The following is a 23956-nucleotide window of genomic DNA, read 5'->3' as shown; positions in this document are numbered from 1 at the left end:
TCGTGCTATCTTACTGATTATTCTGGCGATGCAGGAAACGCGGGATGTCGAGCGGGTCCTTGTCGGCCGGCTCTTCTTCACGCGCCGCACCGCGCGAGGCGCCCGACATGCGCTCGAACAAGGTGCCGCCCAGTTTGACCCGGGGCGCTGCTGGCGCGGCCGGCGTTTCGGCGGCCGTTTCTTCGTCGGCAACGGGCGTTCCGGGCGACAGCCAGCGGCGGCGGGCACCGCCGTCGCTGGCGGCTCCGACATCCTTAGCCGGCGCGGCATCGGCCGGCACGTCATCACCGAAAACCTTGATCGGCTGCGCTTCTTCACCATCGGTCGCGGGAACCTCGGTCTCACTACCCAGGATCAGTTCGTCGCTATCCGACGCTTCGACCGGCTCGGCGGCAAAGGCATCGACCTCAGCCGGCTCTGCGACAGCCTCACCATCGGTAGTCGCCGATCCATAAGTTTCCAACGTCTCGGCAACCGGCTCTTCAGCTTTTTTCGGCGCGGAGAAAGTGAAGGCGCGCGACGCGGGCGCCGCAGCTTCGATCGGGCGCGCGGTCGCCTCAATGCCGGTCGCGACGACCGACACGCGAATCTTGCCCTCAAGGTCAGGGTTGAATGCCGAACCCCAGATGATGTTGGCGTCTTCGTCGACCAGCTCACGGATATGATTGGCGGCTTCGTCGACTTCGAGCAGGCGCATATCGTCGCCGCCGGTGATCGACACGATGACGCCCTTGGCGCCCTTCATGCTGACGCCGTCGAGCAGCGGATTGGCGATGGCCTTCGACGCCGCTTCGATCGCGCGATTGTCACCCGACGCTTCGCCGGTGCCCATCATCGCCTTGCCCATTTCCTGCATCACCGAGCGCACGTCGGCGAAGTCGAGGTTGATCAGGCCAGGCATGACCATCAGGTCGGTGATGCCGCGCACGCCCTGCTGCAGCACCTCGTCCGCCATCTGGAACGCCTCCTTGAAGGTGGTGTTGGCATTGGCGACAAGGAACAGATTCTGGTTGGGGATGACGATCAGCGTATCGACATATTTCTGCAGTTCCTCAATGCCGGCCTCGGCCGCCTTGGCGCGGCGGCTTCCTTCGAAAGCGAATGGCTTGGTCACGACGCCAACCGTCAGGATGCCCATATCGCGCGCCGCCTTGGCGATGACCGGCGCGGCACCGGTGCCGGTACCGCCGCCCATGCCGGCGGCGATGAAGCACATGTGTGCACCTTCCAGCGTCTTGGTCAGCTGGTCGATCGTTTCTTCTGCCGCGGCACGACCGATCTCGGGCCGGCTACCGGCACCAAGGCCTTGCGTGATCTTCGCGCCGAGCTGGATGCGATGCGGCGCGTCCGACTGCTTCAACGCTTGCGCGTCGGTGTTGGCGACCAGGAAGTCGACACCTTGCACATCGGCGCGCATCATGTTGGCGATCGCGTTGCCGCCGGCCCCACCCACGCCGATAACGGCGATACGTGGCGTCAGTTCGTCAACTTCGGGCGGAAGGAATTCGATGCTCATGACCTTCGTCTCCACTGCGCCCCAATAACCCCGCGGCGCTAAATTAGTCTGATCCGTTCTGCACCATCGCTAGCGGTGTATCCAGCGGGAAAGATACCGAATGTCGTAATTCTTTAATAATTGGCCCGGGCCATCGCGATCAAACGGCGAATCACCGCAAAACCCTTTGGCCGATGCACCATGGTATGTCCGGGCGACAATTCGCGCAGGTCGATCGGGTCGGATGCGGCGTAGTAAGCCAGGCCCGCCAGAGTTGCGAAAGCAGGGCCGCTATGCGCCTCCGGCAAGGCGGTGAGTCCACGCGGCCGACCGATCCTGACTGAGCGCCCCAACGCTTGCTGCGCGTAATCGGCAATGCCTTTCAATTCTGCACCGCCGCCGGTCAACACCACCTGACGCCCGACGGGTCCGGAGAATTTCAGGTCGACCAGCGCCTTCTGCACTTCGCCGATCAGGTGATCGAGCCGCTGGCGGATCACCGCGATCAGCTGCGCCCGGGTGATCCGGCTACCCTCGCGCACATCGTCCTCGGCATTGATCGGTGCGACCTCGATCATCTCGTGATTGTCGCGTGGGGACGCATTGGCCGAGCCGTAGAAACATTTCATCCGCTCCGCCTGCGCGGGCGTCATGCCGAAGGTCGAGGCGATATCGCTGGTAATGTCAGATGCTCCGAACGGGATCGAGGTCAGGCCGACCAGCATGCCCCCCGCATAAAGCGAGACGTTAGTCACGCCCGCACCCATCTCGACCAGCGCGACGCCCAGCTCGCGCTCGTCATCCGACAGGCAGGCCATGCCGGTCGCGACCGGCGATGCGATGATCGATTTCACCTCGAGATGCGCATTGGCGACGCACAGGCCGAGGTTGCGCACCGGCGATCCGTCAGCTGCAACGACATGGATATGCACGCCAAGCCGGTCGGCATGCAGACCGAGCGGCTTCTTGACGCCGGTCAGTCCGTCAAGCGTATAGAGCGCGGGCTGTGCATGTAGCACCATGCGGCCAGCCGGATCTATCGACTCGCGCCCGGCCTGCAGCAACGCATCGATGTCGGATTGCTCGACGCGGTGGCCGCCAAGTTCGAACTCGATCGAGGCGACGTCCGATACTAGCCCGCCGGCCGAAAAGCTCACCCAGACGTTCTGGATATTGACCCCGGCGATCCGCTCGGCCTGCTCGACCGCTTCGCGCACTGCCGCCTCCGTGGCATCGGCATCGGCAATATAACCGCGCTTTACGCCCCGGCTCTCGCGCTGACCGGTGCCAAGCACGATCAGTTCGCCGCCATCCCCCTTTTGCGCGATCATCGCCGACACTTTGGACGACCCGATGTCGAGTGCGGTGATCAACCCCTCTGGTGCTGTTTTTGCCATGCCAATTACCCCTGCCCCATTACGCCAACATGTTTCTTCGCTTCGATCACCGCTGGTTTCGGCGCCTTATTCTTGTCACTTGAATCCGCATCGGTCGGATCAGTGATTGCGCGCGCCGTTTCCTCACCCGGTCGGCGCGCCACCAGCTTGGTCGGATCACGCATATCGAAGCGCAACCAGCCCTTGCCAAGTAAGGGCTTTACCCCATCCATCTCCGCGAATTTGATCAGCGCATGCGCGGCGGGCGCGTTGCCCTCGGGCAGTTGCAGCGTCTCGCCGCTTTCAAAGGTCAGGTTCCAGCGCCGGTTACCAACCCACGTCGCCGCCTTGACCAGCGGTCGCAGCGCGGGCGCGGCACCCAGCAGGCGTTGATATGCCGCCTCCTGCTCATTTGCGCCGGGGCCGATGACCAGCGGTAGATCAGGCATCGCATCGGCCCGGACCGGCTCAAGCCATACGCCGTTCGCCGCGATCAACGACAATTGCCCCTTGTCCTGCCACACAGCAGTTGGCCGCCGTTCGACGATATGGACAAGCAACGTATCGGGCAGCCGGCGCGAGACATGGGCATCCGCGATCCAGCCATATTTCAGCAATTTGGTGCGTACTTCCTCCAGGCTGACCAGCGGCATCGCGCGCGATTGCTGGTCGAGCGCGACGGCATAGACCGACATCCGGTCCATCCGGCTCAGCCCGGTGACCTCGATCTGTTCGACGCGGAAACCAGCGCGGCCAACCCCCTCGGCCACCGCCACGCCGATCGCGCCGGGCACGCCCATCCAGACCGCGAAAGTACCCAGCCCGGCAATCACCGCGCCGGTGATCGACCAGGTCGCGATGCGGTGCAGCATCGCTTCGCTGATCGGCAGCGCGGCGATGATACGATCGATGATCGACGTGCGCGGCTGCTTGCGCTTCTGGACCGGACGGCGCGCCGGTGCGCGTTTGAGCGTGGCGGCCATCAGGCACCTCCCCCAGTGTCAGATCCGACGAGCGCGTCATCGACGATTCTCTGGACCAGCTCTGCATAGCTCATCCCGATATGCCGTGCCTGTTCAGGTACCAGGCTGAGCGGCGTCATGCCGGGCTGAGTATTGACCTCAAGCAGAAACAGACCGTCGACGCCGCGTTCATCGTCCCAGCGGAAGTCCGATCGCGACGCGCCCCTGCAGCCGAGTAGCCGATGCGATTCGACCGCGATCGCCTTGCACGCCTCGGCGATCTCATCGGGAATGTCGGCCGGGCAGACATGCTCGGTCAGCCCTTCGGTATATTTGGATTCGTAATCGTAAAAACCGCTCTTCGGCTTGAGCTCGGTGACCCCGAGCGCCTCGCCGCCCAGCACTGCGGTGGTCAGTTCGCGCCCGCGCACGAACGGCTCGGCGAGCAACTCGTCGAATTCCTGCCACGGTCCCGCCGCGCCGGGCGCGATCGGATTGCCGTAATTACCGCTGTCGGTGACGATCGCGACGCCGACCGAGGAGCCCTCATTGACTGGCTTCAGCACATAGGGCCGGGTTAACGGATCGCCCTCGTACAGGCTCGCGCTCTTGACGATGCGACCGCCCGGCATCGGAATGCCGTGCGGTACCAGCGCCTGTTTGGTCAGCACCTTATCGATCGCGATGACCGAGGTGACGAGACCGGAATGAGTATATTTCAGACCCATCAGGTCGAGCATACCCTGCACCGTTCCGTCTTCGCCGGGCGTCCCATGCAGCGCGTTGAACACGACATCCGGCGCGGCTTCGGTCAACTTCGCGGCGACATCGCGCCCCATGTCGATCCGTGTGACGCGGTGGCCGCGGCTTTCCAGCGCCTCCGCAATGCCGGTGCCGCTCATCAGCGACACCTCACGTTCGGCGGACCAGCCGCCCATCAGGACCGCAACGTGGAGCTGGCTCATTTGACGACCCCCACCCGCTGAATCTCCCACTCCAACACTACTCCCGAATGAGCCTTTACCCTGTCGCGAACTTCCTCGCCCAGCGCTTCGATATCGGCGCTGGTCGCCGACCCGAGATTGAGCAGAAAGTTGCAATGCTTCTCGCTGACCTGCGCCTCACCGCGCGTGAGCCCACGACATCCGGCGGCGTCGATCAACGCCCAGGCCTTGAGCCCTTCCGGATTCTTGAAGGTCGAACCGCCGGTGCGTGAACGCAGTGGCTGTGACGCTTCACGCTCGGCGGCGATGCGGTCCATCTCCGCTCCGATCACCTTGGAATCGCCGGGTATGCCTTCAAACAATGCTTCGACCACCACCGCACCGGCCGGCAGGTCGGAGTGACGATAGGTATAACCAAGTTTTGCCGCCGACCAGATTTCGACCGATCCACCGCGCGTCACAATTGTCGCTTCGATCAGGATATCGCTTGTGTCGCGACCATAGGCGCCGGCATTCATCCGAACCGCGCCGCCCACCGTGCCGGGAATGCCACGCAGGAATTCCAGCCCGGCAATGCCCGCATCGCGCGCGCCGCTGGCAACCGAAATGCCCATTGCCGCGCCGCCCGCCCTGACCCTGTTGGCCGGCTCGACCGAAACTTTCGCCATCGCCTTGGGCAGGCGCACCACTACGCCAGGCACGCCGCCATCACGCACGATCAAGTTCGATCCTACTCCGACCGGCAAGACCGGCGTGGACTGATCGAGGCCCGCCATGAACGCGGCAAGGTCATTCACATCTTCGGGTCGCACGAGCCATTCCGCCGGTCCGCCGGTGCGGAACCAGATGAAATCGGCCAGGCTGCCTTCATGCGTGGCGGTGCCGCGCACGGGTGGAAGGGCGTAGCAGACGGTCACCGCTTCGCCTCGATCGCATCGGCCAGGCCCGCCGCCCATTTGGTGATGTCGCCCGCGCCAAGGCACACGACCATATCGCCAGCCTGGATCGTCGTCGCCAGAACGCTCGCAAGCGCATCGGCGTCGGCAATTGTTGCCGCCGAGCGATGCCCGCGCCGCTTCAGTCCCTCGACCAGCGCGTCGGCATCGACGCCCTCCACCGGCGCCTCGCCAGCGGCATAGACTGGCGTAACCAGCACTATGTCGGCATCGTTGAACGCTTGCTGGAACTCCTCCATCAGATTGCCGAGACGCGAGTAACGATGCGGCTGGACAACCGCGATGACGCGGTTTTCCACGCCCTCGCGCGCCGCCGCGAGCACGGCACGAATCTCGACCGGATGATGGCCGTAATCGTCGATGATCGTGACCATACCGCCTTCGACCGGAATCTGGCCGACCTTGGTAAAGCGCCTTTTCACGCCGCCGAATTTGGCGAGGCCCTGCTGGATCGTCGCATCGTCGATGCCGAGTTCCAGTGCCACGCCGATTGCCGCCAGTGCGTTCTGCACATTATGGCGGCCGGGCATCGGCATTTCGATCCCCTCGATCGACCGCACCGATCCGTCGCGGCTGCGCACCAGGCATTCGAAGCGATTGCCGCCGGGTATCGGCGTCACATTGACGCCGCGCACATCGGCTTGTGCGGCAAAGCCATAAGTCACCACGCGGCGATCGCGCACGCGCGGAATGATCGCCTGCACTTCGGGATGATCGAGGCACAACAAGGCCGCACCGTAAAACGGCACATTCTCGATGAAGTCGACGAACGCGTCTTTCACCGCATCGAACGAACCATAATGATCAAGATGTTCCGGATCGATATTGGTGACCACGGCGATCGTGCCGTCAAGCCGCAAGAAGCTGCCGTCGCTCTCATCCGCCTCGACCACCATCCAGTCGCTCGCGCCAAGCCGCGCGTTCGAGCCATAGCTGTTGATGATCCCGCCATTGATCACGGTCGGATCCACCCCGCCGGCATCGAGCAAGGCCGCGACCATCGAGGTCGTCGTTGTCTTGCCATGCGTCCCCGCCACCGCGACGGTCGATTTGAGACGCATCAGTTCGGCCAACATCTCGGCGCGCCGCACAACCGGGATGCGTCGTTCGAGCGCGGCATTCACTTCCGGATTGTCGCGCTTGATCGCGGTCGAGGTGACGACCACTGCCGCATCGCCGAGATTATCGGCATGATGGCCGACATGCACCACGATGCCCTTGTCGCGCAGACCCTGCACGACATAACCCTCGGCCACGTCCGACCCCTGCACGTCATAGCCGAGATTCTTCATCACCTCGGCGATGCCCGACATGCCGATGCCGCCGATGCCGACGAAGTGGATCGTGCCGATATCTGTCGCGACACCCTTCATGCAAACGCTGCCTTATCACCAAATTTCTTGGGGCGCCCCTCACCAACCAGCATATCGCCGGCCGGCGCGTCGAGGCTCTCGACCAAGTCGGCGAGGTCGCGCGCTGCATCGGGCCGCCCACAGCTGCGCGCACGGCCAGCGGCATTTTGCAGTGCCGCCGGATCGAGCCCTAGCCGTTGCATTTGCTTGGCCAGTTCCTTGGGGGTGAAGTTGCGCTGCTCAATCGTGCGGGCCCCTCCCGCCATGGTGATCTCGCGCGCGTTCGCGGTCTGATGATCGTCGGTCGCCGTGGGAAGCGGAACGAGAATACCGGGCCGTCCCGCCGCGGTCAGTTCGGCGATCGTCGATGCGCCCGCTCGCGCAATCACGACATGCGCCCAGGCGAGATGCTCGGGCATGTCGGGTAGATAGGTCGCCAGGTCGGCCGCGATCGACAGTTCGGCATATTTCGCCCGCGCCGCGTCGATATCCTCGATCCGCGCTTGATGCGTTACCTGCAGGCGGCGGCGAAAGCCGATCGGCAGCAACGACAATCCGTCGGGCACGACTTGGCTCAGCACGCTCGCGCCCTGGCTGCCGCCGGTGACCAGCACACGGAAGATGCCATCCTCCTCGAGCAGCGGATAAGGCTGGTTGCGCAGCGCGAGTACCGCGTCGCGCACCGGATTGCCGACCAGATGGGTCTTGCCGCGATGCGCGTCCTTCAGCCGTTCGACCTCGGCATAGGAAGTGGCGATCGCGCTGACCTTGCCCGCGACCAGCCGGTTGACTCGGCCAAGCACGGCATTTTGTTCATGCACCGCGCTGGGAATGCCCTGATTGAATGCGGCGAGCAGAGCCGGGAGCGCAGGATAGCCACCAAAGCCGATCACTGCCGCGGGACGCTGATGCCGATACAACTCGATCGCCAGCACCCGACCTTTATACATCGCAGATGCCGCTTTCGCCCAACCGACCGGGCCGCCGCTCAGCCGCCCGGCGGGCAGGATATGCGTTTGGATACCTTCGAACAGACCGGGAAACCGCACGCCGCGCTCGTCACTGATCAACGAGACATGGTGGCCACGCCCCTTGAGCTCGCTCGCCAATGCCGCTGCCGGCACCATATGGCCGCCGGTACCGCCCGCCGCGAGGACGAAATGCCGTGTCTTGTTCATTCGCCGCTCCACCGTGCGATATAGGGTGACCGCGATACGAACGGATTTCGACGGGTAAAGGCAAGCAGCAATCCCATACCGATCGACAAAGCTATCAACGAGGATCCGCCATAGCTGATAAAGGGCAAAGTCATGCCTTTCGAAGGCGCAAGGCCGGTATTGACCGCCATGCTGATCAGCGCTTGTGCCCCGAATTGGGTCGCCAGACCGGCTGCGGCGAACAGACGGAACTCGTCCTGCTCGTCGAGCAGCTTGACGAACACCCGCACCACGATCGCCAGAAACAGGATCGCGATCACCGCACAGGCGACCAGCCCAAACTCCTCGCCGATCACCGAGAAGATGTAATCGGTATGCCCTTCCGGCAGACGGAATTTCATTGTGCCGCCGCCTGGACCGGTCCCCCGCCAGCCGCCGGCCGTGATCGCGTTATGCGCGGCATTGGTCTGGAAATTGTCCGACCCGCCCTCAGCGCCCGGAAACAGAAAGGCATCGATCCGCACCCGTGCGGTGTCATAGAAGAGATAGGCCGCGAGCAGCCCGGCGGGCACGCAGCCGATCAGCGCCGCCATAACCTTGACCGGCGTGCCGGAGATCATCAGCAGTGCAAGCCACACCGCCGCAAATACCACCGTCTGGCCGAAATCGGGCTGCATCATCAATAGCAGCGCGACCAGAGCGGTGAGCGCACCGGTGATCGTCACCACCGGCAGGTCGCTGTCCTGCGCGCGCAACGACAACAGCCACGCCGTTGTGACGATGAAGAACGGCTTGAGGAATTCGGAGGGCTGGAGAAGCGAAACGCCGAAATCGAGCCAGCGTGTCGCACCGTTACGCTCGATGCCGAAGAACGGCACCAGCATCAGCAACACGAGGCACACAACCGTACCGATCAACGCCATACGCCGCGCGAAAGCGACCGGCAGCATCGACACGGCGAACAACACCGGCAGCGATACACCGACCCAGGCAAGCTGCCACCACAGATAGAAAAGCGGCGGTATATGATGCTTCTCGTCAGAATAACGCTGCGCAGCGGCAGGCGATGCCGCGCCGACCGCGACCAGTCCGATCGCAATCAGCAGCAGCGCAAGCAGCAGCAGCACACGGTCGATATCCCAGAACCACAGGCCAAGCGGCGAGCGGTCACCGCGACCGCCGCGATCCTTCATCCGGTTCCACATGCCGCCCTTGCGACCCTGAGTGCGCAGGTCGGTCATGCCAGCGCTGCCACAGCTGCGCGGAACGCGTCGCCACGATCTTCGAAATCGCGGAACTGGTCGAACGAGGCGCACGCCGGCGATAGCAGCACCGTCTCACCCGACACGGCATGGTTTGCGGCACTGATCACCGCGGCAGCGAGCGTGCCGCTCTGTTCGACCGGGAATTTGCCGGCGAGCAAGGCGGCGAAGCGCGGTCCTGCCTCGCCGATCGTGTAGGCGCTCGCGATATTGCCAAAATGCGGCGCGCAGGCGTCGAGATCGTCCGACTTGGCCTGCCCGCCGAGGATCCAGTGAATGCGATCGAACGCGGCCAAAGCCGGCGCGGTCGAATCCGGATTGGTCGCCTTGCTGTCATTGACGAAGGCAACGCCGTTGCGTGCCGCGACCAGCTCCATGCGGTGCGGCAAGCCCTTGAAGCTTTCCAGACCCTGGTCGATCAGCGCCTCGCTCACGCCAAGCGCCTGGCACGCGGCGATGGCGGCGAGCGCGTTCTGCGCGTTGTGCGGACCTTGCAGCGAGGGCCAGCGCGACTGATCCATGCACACGCCAGGCGCGATCTTGGTGAGGCGCTCCCCCCGCGCCGACAGGCCGCGCGCGATCTGCGCCGATGCAGTGTCGCCGATACCGATGATCGCGGCATGCTCCGGCGATTGCATGGAGAACAGCCGCGCCTTGGATGCGGCATAGCCTGCAAACCCGTCATAGCGGTCGAGATGGTCGGGCGTGATGTTGAGCAGAATCGCGACATCGCAATCGAGGCTGAAGGTGAGGTCGATCTGGTAGCTCGACAGTTCAAGCACATAGACGCCGCCCGCTGACAGCGGCTCCTCGCCGAGAATCGGCTTGCCGATATTGCCGCCGAGCCGCGCCGGGATGCCGGCGGTTTCGAGGATGTGATGGATCAGCGCGGTAGTGGTCGATTTGCCGTTGGTACCGGTGATTCCGACAACCTTGTGCGCCGGCAGATCGCCCCGCGCCTGGGCAAACAATTCGATGTCCCCGATGATCGGAACACTGGCCGCAAGCGCCTTGCCAGCCACCGGGTGGCGATTGATCGGCACGCCGGGCGACACGACCAGTCCGTCAAAGCCGGCAAGATCGATAGTTTCCGGATCGGCGAACTCCAAAAGCCCTCTTCCCGCCGGGGAGAGGGTTGGGAGAGGGGCAGTAGCGAGAGGTGTCGCTTGCGACAGCCCCTCTCCCCTACCCTCTCCCCGGAGGAAAGAGGGAGTAAGCAGACCGTCCCGAGCCGTCTCCTTCGCGTCCCACGCAACGACTTCAGCCCCGCTCGCCACCAAGGCGCGCACCGTTGCCACTCCGGAGCGCGCCAGCCCCAGGACCGCGAAGCGTTTGCCGCGCCAGATCGGCGATGTGATCACCTGAGCTTCAGCGTCGAAAGTCCGGCCAGTGCGAGCACCAGCGCTATGATCCAGAAACGGATCACGACGGTCGGCTCACTCCAGCCCAGTTGCTCGAAATGGTGATGAATCGGCGCCATCTTGAACACGCGCCGGCCGGTTCGTTTATAGAAAAAGACCTGGATAATGACGCTCAGCGCCTCGACCACGAACAGCCCGCCGATAATACCAAGTACCAGTTCGTGATGTGCGACGACCGCGATCGCGCCGAGTGCGCCACCCAGTGCAAGGCTGCCGGTATCACCCATGAACACCGCCGCCGGCGGGGCGTTGAACCAGAGAAAGGCCAGCCCCGCGCCGACGATAGCGCCGCAGAAGATCGCCAGATCGCCCGCCATGCGGACATGCGGAATGCCGAGATAGGTGGCGAATTTGGCGTTACCGGCAAGGTACACGATGATCATGAACGCGACCGCGGCGATGATCACCGGCATGGTCGCCAGCCCATCGAGTCCATCGGTCAAATTCACCGCATTGCCGAACGCGACGATCGTGAATGCCGCAAACAGAATGTAGAAATAGCCGAGATCGAGCGACACGCCACTGAAGAACGGCACATAGAGGTGCGTGCCGTTCTGCCCGATGATGATCCAGCTCGCGATGCCGGCAATGGCGAATTCACCGAGCAACCGCATCCGCCCGGAAACGCCCGCCGTGCTCGCCTTTTTCACTTTGTCATAATCGTCGAGGAAACCGATCGCACCGAAACCGAGGGTCACGAACAGACAGGCCCAGACGAACGGATTGCTGAGATCCATCCACAACAGGATCGACAGCACCATCGAGGTCAGGATCATCAGCCCGCCCATCGTCGGCGTGCCGCGCTTGGCGAGATGAGTCTGCGGCCCGTCGCTGCGGATCGGCTGTCCCTTGCCCTGGCGCACCCGCAACCAGCCGATGAACTTCGGTCCGATGATCAACCCGATTACCAGGGCCGTCGCCACCGCGCCGCCGGAGCGGAATGACAAATAGCGGATAAGGTTCAGTGCCCCGGGAAAGCCCAGATACTCGGCGATGAAATAAAGCATTATGCTGTCCCGTTCGCGAGGCTTGCGACCAATGCCGAAAGCCCCACTCCGTTCGATCCCTTGATGAGCACCGCATCGCCCGGCGCCAATATTTTCATCAGGTTCGTTCGGGCGGCAGCGGTGTCGGGCACATGAACGAATTGCACGCGACCCTCAAGCGCGTTCGCGAGGTGCAGCATTTCCGGACCGACCAGTACGGCGTACGCCACGCCCGCTTCGTCGATTGGATCGGCCAAAGCGGCATGATAGGCCGCACTCGCTTCACCCAGTTCGCGCATCTCGCCGAGCACCGCGATCTTGCGCTGCACCGTCTCCGCACCGAGTACAGCAAGCGTTGCGCGCATCGATGACGGGTTGGCATTATAACTCTCGTCGATCACCAGCGCTTCACCGCCCGCGATCTTCGCCATCAAGCGCGCGCCGCGCCCCTGCATCCCGCCAAGCTCGGCAAGTGCAAGCCCCGCCAGCGCCAGATCGCCGCCGACCGCATCGACCGCCGCGAGGACGCCCAGCGCATTGGAGACCCAGTGCAGCCCCGGCTGCGCCATGGTGAAGCTCAATTCCCGCTCGCCGACTCGCGCCGTGACGAAGGTGGCACCGGTCGACAGGCGCATCGTCTCGATCGCACGAACATCGGCACCGTCATCGAGCCCGAACGTGACGACCCGGTCGGCATGCGGCAGCGCGGCGGCGATCAACCGGTCACGGTGCGGGCTGTCGAATGGGATGATCGCCATCCCGCCCGGCTCGAGCCCGGCAAAAATCTCGCCCTTGGCATCGGCGATGGCGGATTCGTTGGGGAAGAATGCGGTGTGTGCCGGCGCGATCGCGGTGACCATCGCGACATTGGGGCGAACCAGGGTCGTCAGATGCGCCAGCTCGCCGGCATGATTCATGCCCATCTCGAACACCCCGAAACGCGCTTCGGCCGGCATACGGGCAAGGCTCAGCGGCACGCCGGTGTGATTATTGTAGCTCTTGACCGACCGATGCGCCGCGCCCGGATCGCCCCGATCGAGCGCGGCGAACAGCGCTTCCTTTGTGCTGGTCTTGCCGACCGACCCGGTCACACCGATAATCTGTGCCCTGCTCCGCGCGCGCGACGCGATCGCCAGCGCTTCGAGCGCCGCCATCGTGTCGGGGACAAGAACATGCGGCAAAGCAAACCCCGGGGCATGCGGGTGCGTCGTCGCTTGCGCGACGATCGCACCCGACGCTCCCCGCTCGGAGGCCTGATCGAGGAATTTATGCCCGTCGGTCGCTTCGCCCGACAGCGCGATGAACAGATCGCCGGGGCTAACTTCGCGCGAATCGAAGGTGACGCCGGTCGCGGTAAAGTCGCCCGAGGCAACGCCACCGGTTGCAGCAGCGATTTCGGCTGAGTTCCAAAGCGTCATTCCTTCTCCCCCTGTGGGGGAAGGTGGCCCGAAGGGCCGGATGAGGGGGAATGATGTACGGAACCGCCAAGGCTGTCCCCCTCACCCTCCCATCGCAAGAGCGACGGGCCCCTCTCTCTCCCACAAGGGGAGAGCGGAAAAGAACTGCAAAATGCCGTCACGCTGCCATCTCCCGCGCGACGCCGACATCGTCGAACGGCAGCACCATGTCGCCGACGATCTGCCCTTGCTCATGCCCCTTGCCGGCAACCAGCACGATGTCCTGAGGCCCGGCCTCAGTGATCGCCGCGCCGATCGCGTCGCGCCGCGACCCGATCTCCGTTGCTCCCGGCGCGCCCTGCATCACCATCGCGCGGATTACCGCCGCATCTTCGGAACGCGGATTGTCGTCGGTCACGATCACCTTGTCCGCCATCGCCGCGGCGATCGCGCCCATTGCCGATCTCTTGCCCTGATCGCGGTCGCCGCCAGCGCCGAATACCACGATCAGCCGCCCCGCCGCATGCGGCTTGAGCGCGGCGATCGCTGCTTCGAGCGCATCCGGCGTGTGCGCATAATCGACATAGACCGGCGCGCCCGACCGCGCGATCACCGCACGCTCGAGCCGCCCACGCACCGGCTGCAACCGCGACAACGCCGTCAGCGTCGCGGCGACATCGCCGCCGGTCGCGATGACCAAGCCAGCCGAGGTTAGTGCGTTGGCCACCTGATAGGCGCCGATCAGCGGCAGATTGATCTTGTATGACTTGCCCCCGGCCTCGATCACCAGCCCCTGGCCAAGCAGGGTCGGGTCGCGCGACACCAGCTTCAATGTCTCGCCCTGCGTACCAACGCTGATGAGGCGGATGCCGCGCGCTTTCGCAATCCCCGCGACGCGTGCCGAACTCGGATCGTCGGCCCACACCACCGCCACGCCATCGGCTTCGAGTATTTCGGAAAACAACCGCAATTTGGCCTCGAGATAAGCCTCCATCGTGCCGTGATAATCGAGGTGGTCGCGGCTGAGATTGGTGAACGCCGCCGCGCGTACCGGCAGCCCCTCGGTGCGATATTGCGACAGGCCGTGGCTCGATGCCTCGAATGCGACATGGCTCACGCCCTCTCGCGCCAGACCCGCGACGTTGGACAGGAAAGTCACGATGTCCGGCGTGGTCAGACCGGTCGACACCCGGTCATCGGCCGTCGTCACGCCAAGGGTGCCGATCGACGCGGCATGATAACCGGACATGCGCCACAACTGCCGCACCATTTCGACGGTCGAGGTCTTGCCATTGGTCCCCGTCACCGCAACCGCCGTTTCGGGGAACGGCGCAAAGAAACGCGCCGCCAGTTGAGCGAATTTCCGGCGCGGATTGGCATCGGCGATATGCACCGCACCGAGCACTTTCGCTTCGGGCCGGGCAACCACCGCGATCGCGCCCGATGTCACCGCCGAGGGAATGAAATCCTCGCCATTGACCTTCGCGCCCTCGAATGCGCCGAAGATCGTGCCGTTCGCCACCTTGCGATGGTCGATCGCGAAGCCGCTGACCGTGCCGGTCTCGCCGCCACCGGTCAGCGTGCCGAGCTTCATTCCGGATCAGCCGTATTTTCGCCCGGCGCATGCCACAGCAAGGGCAGCAGGTCGGACACGTCAACATCGCGGCCATTGTCTGGCATCACACCGAGCATCGAACCGGTACGCGTGATCACACGGCTGACCACCGGCGCCGCCGTCCAGGCGGCGGTGGTCAGACCGAAGGACTGAGCATTGCCAATGGGAGAATCGAGCATCGCCACCACCACATAGCGCGGCGCGTCCATTGGGAAAGCCGCAGCGAAGGTCGAGACATTGGCCTTCTTCGAATACCCGCCCGCACCGGCAACCTCGGCAGTGCCGGTTTTGCCGCCGACGCGGTAACCCGGCGCTTCACCCTTGCGGCCGGTCCCTTGCGTCACGATCAGCCGCAACAGCTGGCGCATCCGCGCGCTGGTCGCCTCGGAGAGGACGCGGCGGCCGGTCGGCGCCTTGCCCGGCGCGACCTTGACCAGGGTCGTCGGCCGCCAGATGCCGCCATTGACCAATGTCGCATAGGCGTTGGCGAGGTGCAGCGGCGTCACCGCGATACCGTGCCCGTAACCCGTGGTCATCACCGTGGTGCGCGCCCAGAACACCGGCCAGATCGGCTTCTGCTTCTCGCGGATCTCGATATCGGGCTTGGCGTCGAAACCCATCGCCTTGAACATCGCCTGCATGCGGTCCTTGCCGATTTCGTCGGCGATCCGCGCAGTGACGATGTTCGACGAATGGATCAGCGTCTCGGGCACGTTGAGGAAACGTTTCTGCGAATGATCGTCATGGATCGTGAAACCGCCAACGTGCAGCGGCTGAGTCGCGTCGTAACGCTTCGACATCGACGTCACCACGCCGCTTTCGATCGCCGCGGCCATGGTGATCGGCTTGAAGGTCGAGCCTAGCTCATAGACGCTCTGCGTCACATTGTTGCGCAGAGATTCCCGGTTGGCTGCGCCGACCTTGTTGGGGTTGAACACCGGCAGGGATACCATCGAAATGATCTCCCCGGTATGCACGTCGAGCACCACGCCGGTTGCACCCCTGGCCTGGAACGACGCCATCGCCGCGCCCAGCTCACTCTCCATCGCCGCCTGCACGCGGTAATCGATCGACAGCGCCAGCGGCGTACCGCGCTGCACCGGATCGGTCAGCCGCTCCTCGAACGCGCGCTCGATTCCGCCTTGTCCTTCGATGATGCGCTTGTCATTCTTGTTCTGGCCGAGAAAGCCGAGAACATGCGCGGCCAGCGTGGTCTGTGGATAAAGCCGCGCGGCTTCCTTATCGAAGACCAGCGCCGGCTCGCCCAGCGCATGAACCTGCTCGACCAGCGACGGCGAAGCGTGATGTTCCAGAAAGGTGAAGTTCACGCCCAGCATCAGCCGCTGATAGAACCAGCCGGCGTCATGCGTCGGCATCAGTTCGGCCAGACGCGCCGCGAGTTCATGCTTGTCGCCAAGCAGCTTGCCGGGATGGACTCCGATCGCCCAGGCCTCGATCGTACGCGCCAGCGGTTCGCCATTGCGATCGACGATATCGCCCCGCGCCCAATCCGGCCCGATCTGCGCGAGACGCGGCGTGGACGCTTCGGCGAACAGGCCGAACACCGCGAGCCGGATCAGCACCACCGCGATCGCGGCGGCGAACAGCAGCATCAGGATCATCAGCCGCATATGCGCGGTCGCGACCAGCGCATGGCGCTGGCCGGTCAGGCGCCGTTGCGGCAAGGGACGGGCGACGAGCACACTCACCGCAGGCGTGCCTCCCGCGAGGCGCCGGTGGCCAAGTCACCCAGGACCGAATCGCTGAGCAACTGGCGATCGAGCATCGCCACGGCCTGAAGCTTCGGACGCTTGATCGTCGCGGTACGCACTGGCGCAATCACGCCCGCCGGCTGAACCGTCTGCTGACCTGCCAGCCGATTCGGCGTGACCGAAGCGACAGCAATCACGGGGCGGGCAGTGGTCGAGGTCGCCATGGGGGCCGGGGCACTGGTCGCTACCGCAGGCGTAATCGTTTCGCCACGCGACGGCACCAGCGACGCCATCTGAACCTCTGCACCGCCCTGCGAAGGGCGCGTGAAGTCGACCTGCGCCAGCGCCGCCTCATTGGGCATGAACTGCATCGACACGGGCGCACCGAGGCGCAGCGTATCGCCGTTCCACTTTTCGAGCTGGGCGATGTTCGCGCGTGTCTCGAACTCGGTTTCGAGCGCGCGGATATCGCGCTGTGCCCGGGTGATCTCGCTCACCGTCTTGTCCAACTTCTTGCGCTCCGCCGCGACCTGCAGGGGAACCAGCAGGAACCCCAGAGTCACGGCGACGCTGCCGAGAAACCAGCCCAGACCTTTCCATGCCACCGTCAACATCGTTACGCTCCTTTACTCGACCCAGTACTCGACCACGCTGCGGCCGACGTCCGCCGCGCCGTCCGCAATGTCGCCGATCGCGCGCGCGGATTGCGCGCGATCTCGGCCTCGCCGGCCCGCACTGCGCGGCCAACCTCTTCAAAACTCGGCTTTTCCTTGATCAACAACTCCGGAAGATGCCGCGAACCGCCGGGCATCGAACCACTCCGCTCGCGCAGGAACCGTTTCACCAGGCGATCCTCGCCCGAATGAAAGGTGATCACCGCCAGCGTCCCGCCCGGCTTGAGCACGCGCTCCGCTGCGGCAAGCCCATCGGCCAGTTCGCCCAGCTCGCGATTGACTTCGATGCGCAGCGCCTGAAAGGTGCGCGTCGCCGGGTCCTTCTTGTCGTGCGGTTTGTAGCCGAGCGCGCGGCGCACGACGTGTGCCAGCTCGCCGGTCCGCGTAATCGGTCGTGCCGCCACGATCGCGCGCGCGACACGGCGAGCACGGGGCTCATCACCATAGTCGTGCAGCACGTCGGCAATGTCGCTTTCATCGGCGGTGTTGACGAAGTCCGCCGCGGTCGGCCCCTCCTGACTCATCCGCATGTCGAGCGGCCCGTCAGTCTGGAATGAAAAACCGCGCTCGGCCTGGTCGAGCTGCATCGATGACACACCGATATCCAGCGTTACGCCGTCGACCGGCACCGCATCGCGCGCCACCAGTTCCGCCTCCATCGCGGAGAAGGTCGCAGGCACCAGTGTCAGGGCGCCGCCCGACTCCGCTTCCAACGCGCGGCCGGCCACGATTGCGTCCGGATCACGATCGAAACCATAGACACGCGCACCGGCCGCAAGCATCGCCCTTGAATAGCCGCCGGCACCGAAGGTCGCGTCGACATGGCACTCGCCGGGGGCAATGGCGAGTGCGTCAATGACTTCAGCAAGCATGACAGGCACATGAGGTGCATCGAGAGCCGCATCGGAGATCACAACACGATCCCCTTCTGCTTGCAGTGGAAGCGCACGCACGATTTCATCACTTCGGCCACATTGGATTCGAGCAAGGTCTTGGGGTCCCAGATCTCGAAGCAATCGAATGTGCCGTAAAAGAACGCGTTGGTGTCGATATTGGCGTGGAATTTCGGGAAAGCGGGCATGATGAAGCGGCCGCTGCCGTCGAACGGCACCGGCTCGCCTTGCGACGCTTCACGGCGGAAATTGGGGTTATGCGCGCCGTGTTCAGCCATATAGGCGGCCTCGCGCAGGGCAGCGCGATCTTTCAGAACAGCGCGATAGCCCTCGTCATATGCGATTAGGCAGGGGCTGCTTTCGTGAACGCCGACAATGACAGTGCCGCCGTCCTTGCCGTCAGCCCTGGGGCTGTTGGTGGCGAGCGCCGACCGAAGCGACGCAGGGATCGCGACCCGGAACTTGTCATCGACAAGCCCGATACCGTCCCCTTGATAGTCGATCCGATCCACCAAAGCCTACCCCATATGAGGCAGGCACAAACCTTCGTTCCACGAAACTGGCGTTAACCGTCCCCGTGGCCCTGTCTCGCGCAGGCGAAAGAGTATGCCCCTCTAAGAAAAGAAGGTTACTTTGGGTGAGCCGGGGATTCAAGGGGAATTCGCGGGAAAACCGGGGTAATTGGCTATCCTGACGGGATTCTGAGCGATTTTTCCTTAACCATAACAATCTGTTCTCTGTGTGTTCACGCTGGTTCGTATACAGACTCGGCCAATGCCCGGTCTGACCCAGTCCACGACCATGATTTCCCCGAACCACCCGGCCGAATCCAGGATGGCCGCCGCACGCTTCACTGCGGCTTCGCTGCGTTGTTGGCGATCTCGGCAACATTGACTTCTTCGGTCGCGGTGCTCGGCGTCAGGCCAAGATCGGCAAGCGGTTCGCTGCCGTCGCCGACCGCGACCGTATCGTTGCCGATCGTCAGATTGGCGACGACATCGGGGTTTGCTCCACCGAGCACGCCGCGTTCGCGGCTTGCCGTCGCGAAAATCGCAGCGGCAAGGCCAATCAGCAACAGGACGGCAGCAAGGCCGATCATGCCGACCTTGACGCGCTGCGTCCTCTGTCCAGGATCCGGTGCGACCATTTTCATGCTTATCGACCAAAACTATCGCATGAACACCATCTTGTCGATGCCAGGGCTCAATCCGTCGCGAGCCAGGGTAGTACCGGCAGGCCTTTCGCCGTCAGCCACTCGGCATTGTAGAGCGTCGAGAGGTAGCGGAATCCGGTGTCGCACAGGATCGTCGCGACACGCTTGCCCGGCCCGAGCTGCTTCGCGAGCGCGACCGCGCCGGCGACGTTGATCCCCGACGACAACCCTAGGCACAGGCCCTCTTCGGCGAGCAATCGGCGCACCCACTCCATCCCTTCCGCGTCGGAAATGCGGAATTGGGTATCGACCGGTGCGCCCTCGAGGTTGGCGGTGATCCGCCCCTGGCCGATTCCCTCGGCGACCGACGAGCCTTCCGATTTGAGCTCGCCATGTGCGTAATAATCATAGAGCGCGGCGCCATGGGGATCGCTCAGCGCGATGCATACCGCCTCGTCCTTCGCCTTCAACCCGAGGCCCACCCCGGCCAGCGTCCCGCCGGTCCCGACTGCGCAGGTGAAGCCATCGATCCGGCCATCCATCTGCGTCCAGATTTCCTCCGCCGTGCCGACAATGTGTGCGCGGCGATTGGCGATATTGTCGAACTGATTGGCCCAGATCGCGTTGGGCGTTTCTTCCGCGATCCGACGCGACGTGTGCACGAAATGCGCCGGATTCGAATAAGGCGCGGCCGGCACCAGGACGAGCTCGGCGCCGAGCGCGCGCAGCGTGTCCATCTTCTCGCGGCTCTGCGTCTCGGGCATGACGATGATCGTCTTGTACCCCTTGGCATTGGCGACCAGCGCCAGCCCGATCCCGGTATTGCCCGCCGTGCCCTCGACGATCGTCCCGCCCGGCTCGATCGCGCCCCGCGCCTCCGCATCCTCGACGATATAAAGTGCGGCGCGGTCCTTCACCGACGCGCCCGGATTGGCAAATTCGCATTTGCCGAAAATGTCGCAGCCGCTGGCCTCGCTCGGCCCGTTCAGCCGGACGAGCGGGGTGTTGCCGATCAGGGCGAGCGTATTGGGAACGATGGTCATCCGGCTAGATAGGGGCGGCGATACCCGATCGGCAAGCACAGCCATCCTACAAACGATGGAAGCCAAACCATCTTCGCCCTGCTCGAACCGAATCGGCGGCGCACCTTCATTCCTCGGGTGCGTCGTCGACATCCCGTGCTTCGCACAGCGCACCGCGGCTTTTTCAAGGGCGACAATTTCGCGCAAACCGATATCGGCCCCACACTCTGATCAGGTCCACTCTGATCAGACCATTCTGATCAGGATACGCCCGCAGCGCGCAAATGCGGCGTCAGGCGCCCGGTCATTGCCAGGAAATACATCCGGTAATCGCTGACCAGCGACCAGAGCGGATAGGTAAAGGTCGCCGGCCGGTTTTTCTCGACGGTGAAATGCGCGATCCAGGCAAAGCCGTATCCGGCCAGCGGCACCAATGCCCACCACCATCCGCCCCTGACCAGCGCGATGACCAGAAACACAAAAGTCAGCGTGGTGCCGATATAGTGCAGCCGCCGGGTCTCCATCTTTGCATGTTCGCGCAGATAGAAGAGCCAGAACGCCGCATAGCTGGTGATCTTTTCCGCCATTCTCTCAGGCTAGCTGAGCGGCTTCACGATGCAAACTGCGACATGACAGGGAATATCCCCTCATGAGATATTAAATCACTTGCGCCCCTTTTTATAGCGTGTCACAAATTGGGCCGAAATAAGGCTCAATTGTGGCAGAGGATTCAGGGATGCTTTACAAGTCGCTTGTGTCGATCGCGGGATGCGCGATCATTCTGTCGGGCTGCTCCCCGTCCGGGCAGCAATCCAACCAGCCCTATCAAGATGCCTCCGTGGCGGACGTCGCGGAGCCGAGCGCTCCCCCCGACGAAAACCGTGAAAAGTACAAGGCCAACGAAATCTCTCCGGTACGCATGGTCGCCGACACGCCCGTTTCGACCTTCGCGGTCGATGTCGATACCGGCGCTTATGCCAATGTCCGCCGCTTTCTGACTCAGGGCCAGTTGCCGCCGCAGGATGCGGTGCGGACCGAGGAAATGGTCAATTATTTCCGCTATGATTACCCGCTGCCGACCGATCGATCGCAGCCGTTCAGCGTCACCACCGATGTCGCGCAGACGCCGTGGAATTCGGATACGCGGCTGCTGCGCATCGGCCTGCGCGGTTATGATTTGAGCTATGCGCAACGCCCCGCCGCCAACCTCGTCTTTTTGATCGACGTGTCGGGGTCGATGGAGGACGCCGACAAGCTGCCGCTGGTCAAAACGGCACTGGGTATGCTCGCCGACAATATCCAGCCGCAGGACAAGGTCGGCATCGTCGTTTATGCAGGCGCGGCCGGCGTCGTGCTCGACCCGACCAGCGATCGGTCGGAGATCAAGGCCGCGCTCGACCAGCTCGGCGCAGGCGGGTCGACCGCCGGCGGCGAAGGCATCGAACTCGCCTACGCGACGGCGCGCGCCAATTTCATCACGGGCGGCATCAACCGCATCCTGATCGCCACCGACGGCGACTTCAATGTCGGCGTGACCGATCAGAAACAGCTCGAACAACTGATCGAACGCAACCGCGACGACGGCATCACGCTCACCACGCTCGGTTTCGGCCAGGGCAATTTCAACGACTCGCTGATGGAGTCGCTGGCCGACCTCGGCAACGGCAATTACGCTTATATCGACAGCGCGATGGAGGCGAAGAAAGTGCTGTCGGAGGAACTCGCCTCGACCCTGTTTACCATCGCCAAGGACGTAAAGATCCAGGTCGAGTTCAACCCCGCCTATGTCAGCCAGTACCGCCTGATCGGCTACGAAAACCGCGCACTTGCCGAACAGGATTTCGATAATGACAAGGTCGACGCCGGCGAGATCGGCGCCGGGCATCAGGTCACCGCGCTGTACGAGGTCGTGCCGGCCGGATCGAAAGGCTGGTCGTCCGAACGCCGCTATGCCGACAATAAACGCGTCTCCAGTGGCAGGCAGGCAGGAGGCGGCCAGGATGGCGAACTCGCCTTTGTCCGGCTGCGCTACAAACTGCCCGACGGCGACACCTCACGCCTGATCGAACGCCCCATTGCCGCACAATTGCTGCAGAACGCCCCCGCCCCGCGCGGTGACATGGCCTTTGTCACATCGGTCGCGGCGTTCGGGCAAAAGCTGCGCGGTGACACGCGACTGGGCGCGACGAGCTTCGCTGATATCCGCCGCATGGCGGGTAACCCGGACGGCTATTGGCGCCAGGAATTCGTCAAGCTGACTGAACTCGCCGAGGCGCAGGCGCCGGTGAAGACCGCATTGTTGATCGACTAGAAACCACCCCTTTCCGTTCGTTTCGAGCGTGGTCGAGAAAGATATCCCAAGAGCCGGCATATCTTTCTCAACCGCACCCGATCGGGACGGAAAAACTGTTACCACACCATCGACGCCGGTCTTTCAGGCGACTAAACCGCCGTCATGACAACATCACTCTATGATCTCACCGTGCCTGTCTTCGGCCGCGCACTCGATGCCCTTTCGGGCGTACTCATCAAGGGCGAAGCATTCGCCGTCGAAAAGGGCTTCGAACCGGCGGTGCTGCTCGGCTCGCGCCTCGCACCCGACATGGCGCCGCTCACCGCGCAGGTGCAGCGCGTCACCGACTCGATCAAGGGCGTGCTGACCCGCGTCGGCGGGATCGAGAATGTCGTGTTCGAGGACAATGAAATCAGCTTCACCGAACTCCAGGCGCGCATCGCCAAGGCCAAGGCGCTGCTCGCCACGATCCCGCGCGACGCGCTCGACGGCAAGGAAGAGGCCGAGGTCTCGTTCCAGACCCCGAATCGCACCCTCACCTTCACCGGCCGCAGCTATGTCCTGACCTTCGCGCTGCCCAACATCTATTTCCACGTCACCATGGCCTATGCGATCCTGCGTCATAACGGCGTACCCGTGGGCAAGCTGGACTATCTCGGCGCCGCCTAGCTCCCAGTCCGCCTAGCTCCCAGTCCGCCGAGTGCCGCGTCCTGCAATCGGATCGACGCTGGACGCGCCGCCTGACTGACCTAAATCTGGACAGATGACCACCAAGCACAGCTTCCCGCCCATCGTCGATCCGGGCACTCGTCTACTCATGCTCGGCAGCCTGCCCGGCGACCGGTCGCTCGCCGAGGCACGTTATTATGCTCATCCACAGAACCAGTTCTGGCGGCTGATGTCGGCAGTGATCGGCCGCGATCTCGCCCCGCTCGACTATGACGTGCGCCTCGTCGCCCTGCACGATGCGCATATCGGCCTGTGGGATGTCGTGGCGAGCGCGCGGCGCGAAGGCAGCAGCGACGCGGCAATCCAGGATCATGTCGCCAACGATCTGGCCGCGCTGGTCGGTACTTTGCCCGGTCTCCGCGCGATCGGTTTCAACGGCGCCACCGCCTATCGCCACGGGATAAAGCAACTCGGCGATACCGCGCCGTATGTTGCACGCGTCGCCTTGCCTTCGAGCAGCCCGCTGCACACTGTCGGGATGGCGGCAAAGCTACCGGCATGGGAAAATCTGCGCCGCTATCTGATCGAGCAATAGGTCTGCATCAGCCCACCTTCTC

The 23956-nt window shown here is 63.7% G+C and carries 22 protein-coding genes; 3 read left to right on the top strand and 19 right to left on the bottom strand.

The window, feature by feature from the left end; translation table 11 throughout:
• Positions 1-10 precede the first annotated feature (10 nt).
• From ftsZ to G4G27_RS03090, 19 genes are all read right to left on the bottom strand, one after another.
• Positions 11-1516, bottom strand: a complete 1506-nt coding sequence (gene ftsZ, locus G4G27_RS03180) for a cell division protein FtsZ (protein ID WP_183112007.1) — start codon at positions 1514-1516, stop codon at positions 11-13.
• A gap of 113 nt (positions 1517-1629) precedes the next feature.
• The gene (ftsA, locus tag G4G27_RS03175) at positions 1630-2892 is read right to left on the bottom strand and encodes a cell division protein FtsA (RefSeq protein ID WP_183112005.1); all 1263 of its coding nucleotides are present in this window, start codon (positions 2890-2892) and stop codon (positions 1630-1632) included.
• Positions 2893-2897: 5 nt separating this feature from the next.
• Positions 2898-3854, bottom strand: coding sequence for a cell division protein FtsQ/DivIB (locus tag G4G27_RS03170; protein WP_183112003.1), 957 nt, complete (start codon positions 3852-3854; stop codon positions 2898-2900).
• On the bottom strand, positions 3854-4798 hold the full coding sequence (locus tag G4G27_RS03165; protein ID WP_183112001.1) for a D-alanine--D-alanine ligase: 945 nt from the start codon (positions 4796-4798) through the stop codon (positions 3854-3856). Before G4G27_RS03165 ends, G4G27_RS03170 begins: the two co-directional genes overlap by 1 nt.
• Positions 4795-5733 carry a UDP-N-acetylmuramate dehydrogenase gene (gene murB / locus G4G27_RS03160; RefSeq protein ID WP_183111999.1) on the bottom strand — a complete coding sequence of 313 codons (939 nt, stop codon included), beginning with the start codon at positions 5731-5733 and terminating at the stop codon, positions 4795-4797. The genes G4G27_RS03165 and murB overlap by 4 nt, the downstream gene beginning before the upstream one ends.
• Positions 5691-7106, bottom strand: a complete 1416-nt coding sequence (murC, locus tag G4G27_RS03155) for a UDP-N-acetylmuramate--L-alanine ligase (RefSeq protein ID WP_183111997.1) — start codon at positions 7104-7106, stop codon at positions 5691-5693. The genes murB and murC overlap by 43 nt, the downstream gene beginning before the upstream one ends.
• Positions 7103-8263: an undecaprenyldiphospho-muramoylpentapeptide beta-N-acetylglucosaminyltransferase gene (gene murG / locus G4G27_RS03150; protein WP_183111995.1), complete on the bottom strand. Its 1161-nt coding sequence runs from the start codon at positions 8261-8263 to the stop codon at positions 7103-7105. Before murG ends, murC begins: the two co-directional genes overlap by 4 nt.
• Positions 8260-9483 (bottom strand): FtsW/RodA/SpoVE family cell cycle protein, encoded by a 1224-nt coding sequence (locus tag G4G27_RS03145; RefSeq protein WP_244624531.1) that lies wholly within the window; start codon positions 9481-9483, stop codon positions 8260-8262. Before G4G27_RS03145 ends, murG begins: the two co-directional genes overlap by 4 nt.
• Entirely contained in the window at positions 9480-10865 is a 1386-nt protein-coding gene (gene murD, locus G4G27_RS03140; RefSeq protein ID WP_244624530.1) for a UDP-N-acetylmuramoyl-L-alanine--D-glutamate ligase, read from the bottom strand. The genes G4G27_RS03145 and murD overlap by 4 nt, the downstream gene beginning before the upstream one ends.
• Entirely contained in the window at positions 10862-11932 is a 1071-nt protein-coding gene (gene mraY / locus G4G27_RS03135) for a phospho-N-acetylmuramoyl-pentapeptide-transferase (protein ID WP_183111991.1), read from the bottom strand. Before mraY ends, murD begins: the two co-directional genes overlap by 4 nt.
• On the bottom strand, positions 11932-13329 hold the full coding sequence (murF, locus tag G4G27_RS03130) for a UDP-N-acetylmuramoyl-tripeptide--D-alanyl-D-alanine ligase (RefSeq protein ID WP_183111989.1): 1398 nt from the start codon (positions 13327-13329) through the stop codon (positions 11932-11934). The genes mraY and murF overlap by 1 nt, the downstream gene beginning before the upstream one ends.
• Positions 13330-13486: 157 nt before the next feature.
• Positions 13487-14902, bottom strand: a complete 1416-nt coding sequence (locus G4G27_RS03125; RefSeq protein WP_183111988.1) for a UDP-N-acetylmuramoyl-L-alanyl-D-glutamate--2,6-diaminopimelate ligase — start codon at positions 14900-14902, stop codon at positions 13487-13489.
• The gene (locus tag G4G27_RS03120; protein WP_183111986.1) at positions 14899-16632 is read right to left on the bottom strand and encodes a penicillin-binding protein 2; all 1734 of its coding nucleotides are present in this window, start codon (positions 16630-16632) and stop codon (positions 14899-14901) included. The genes G4G27_RS03125 and G4G27_RS03120 overlap by 4 nt, the downstream gene beginning before the upstream one ends.
• The gene (locus tag G4G27_RS03115; protein WP_183111984.1) at positions 16629-17249 is read right to left on the bottom strand and encodes a hypothetical protein; all 621 of its coding nucleotides are present in this window, start codon (positions 17247-17249) and stop codon (positions 16629-16631) included. Before G4G27_RS03115 ends, G4G27_RS03120 begins: the two co-directional genes overlap by 4 nt.
• A 2-nt stretch (positions 17250-17251) precedes the next feature.
• A complete protein-coding gene (rsmH, locus tag G4G27_RS03110) occupies positions 17252-18181 on the bottom strand; it encodes a 16S rRNA (cytosine(1402)-N(4))-methyltransferase RsmH (RefSeq protein ID WP_244624529.1) in 930 nt (309 codons plus the stop codon).
• Positions 18182-18219: 38 nt separating this feature from the next.
• Positions 18220-18714 carry a division/cell wall cluster transcriptional repressor MraZ gene (locus tag G4G27_RS03105; protein ID WP_345940666.1) on the bottom strand — a complete coding sequence of 165 codons (495 nt, stop codon included), beginning with the start codon at positions 18712-18714 and terminating at the stop codon, positions 18220-18222.
• 338 nt (positions 18715-19052) lie between these two features.
• Positions 19053-19355, bottom strand: coding sequence for a hypothetical protein (locus tag G4G27_RS03100; protein WP_183111980.1), 303 nt, complete (start codon positions 19353-19355; stop codon positions 19053-19055).
• A gap of 50 nt (positions 19356-19405) precedes the next feature.
• Positions 19406-20398 (bottom strand): cysteine synthase A, encoded by a 993-nt coding sequence (locus tag G4G27_RS03095; protein WP_183111978.1) that lies wholly within the window; start codon positions 20396-20398, stop codon positions 19406-19408.
• Positions 20399-20637: 239 nt separating this feature from the next.
• Positions 20638-20964, bottom strand: coding sequence for a DUF962 domain-containing protein (locus G4G27_RS03090; protein ID WP_183111976.1), 327 nt, complete (start codon positions 20962-20964; stop codon positions 20638-20640).
• Between the two features lie 149 nt (positions 20965-21113).
• On the opposite strand from G4G27_RS03090, the gene G4G27_RS03085 reads away from it, so the two are divergent.
• From G4G27_RS03085 to G4G27_RS03075, 3 genes are all read left to right on the top strand, one after another.
• Positions 21114-22688, top strand: a complete 1575-nt coding sequence (locus tag G4G27_RS03085) for a VWA domain-containing protein (RefSeq protein ID WP_183111975.1) — start codon at positions 21114-21116, stop codon at positions 22686-22688.
• Between the two features lie 144 nt (positions 22689-22832).
• Positions 22833-23339 carry a DUF1993 domain-containing protein gene (locus G4G27_RS03080; RefSeq protein ID WP_183111973.1) on the top strand — a complete coding sequence of 169 codons (507 nt, stop codon included), beginning with the start codon at positions 22833-22835 and terminating at the stop codon, positions 23337-23339.
• A 94-nt stretch (positions 23340-23433) separates the two neighbouring features.
• A complete protein-coding gene (locus G4G27_RS03075; protein WP_183111971.1) occupies positions 23434-23934 on the top strand; it encodes a DNA-deoxyinosine glycosylase in 501 nt (166 codons plus the stop codon).
• Positions 23935-23956 lie beyond the last annotated feature (22 nt).

The sequence above is a fragment of the Sphingomonas sp. So64.6b genome, from assembly GCF_014171475.1.
Lineage (GTDB): Bacteria > Pseudomonadota > Alphaproteobacteria > Sphingomonadales > Sphingomonadaceae > Sphingomonas > Sphingomonas alpina_A.
Note: the sequence above shows the minus strand (reverse complement) of the source record. Positions and strands in the feature narration are given on the sequence as shown.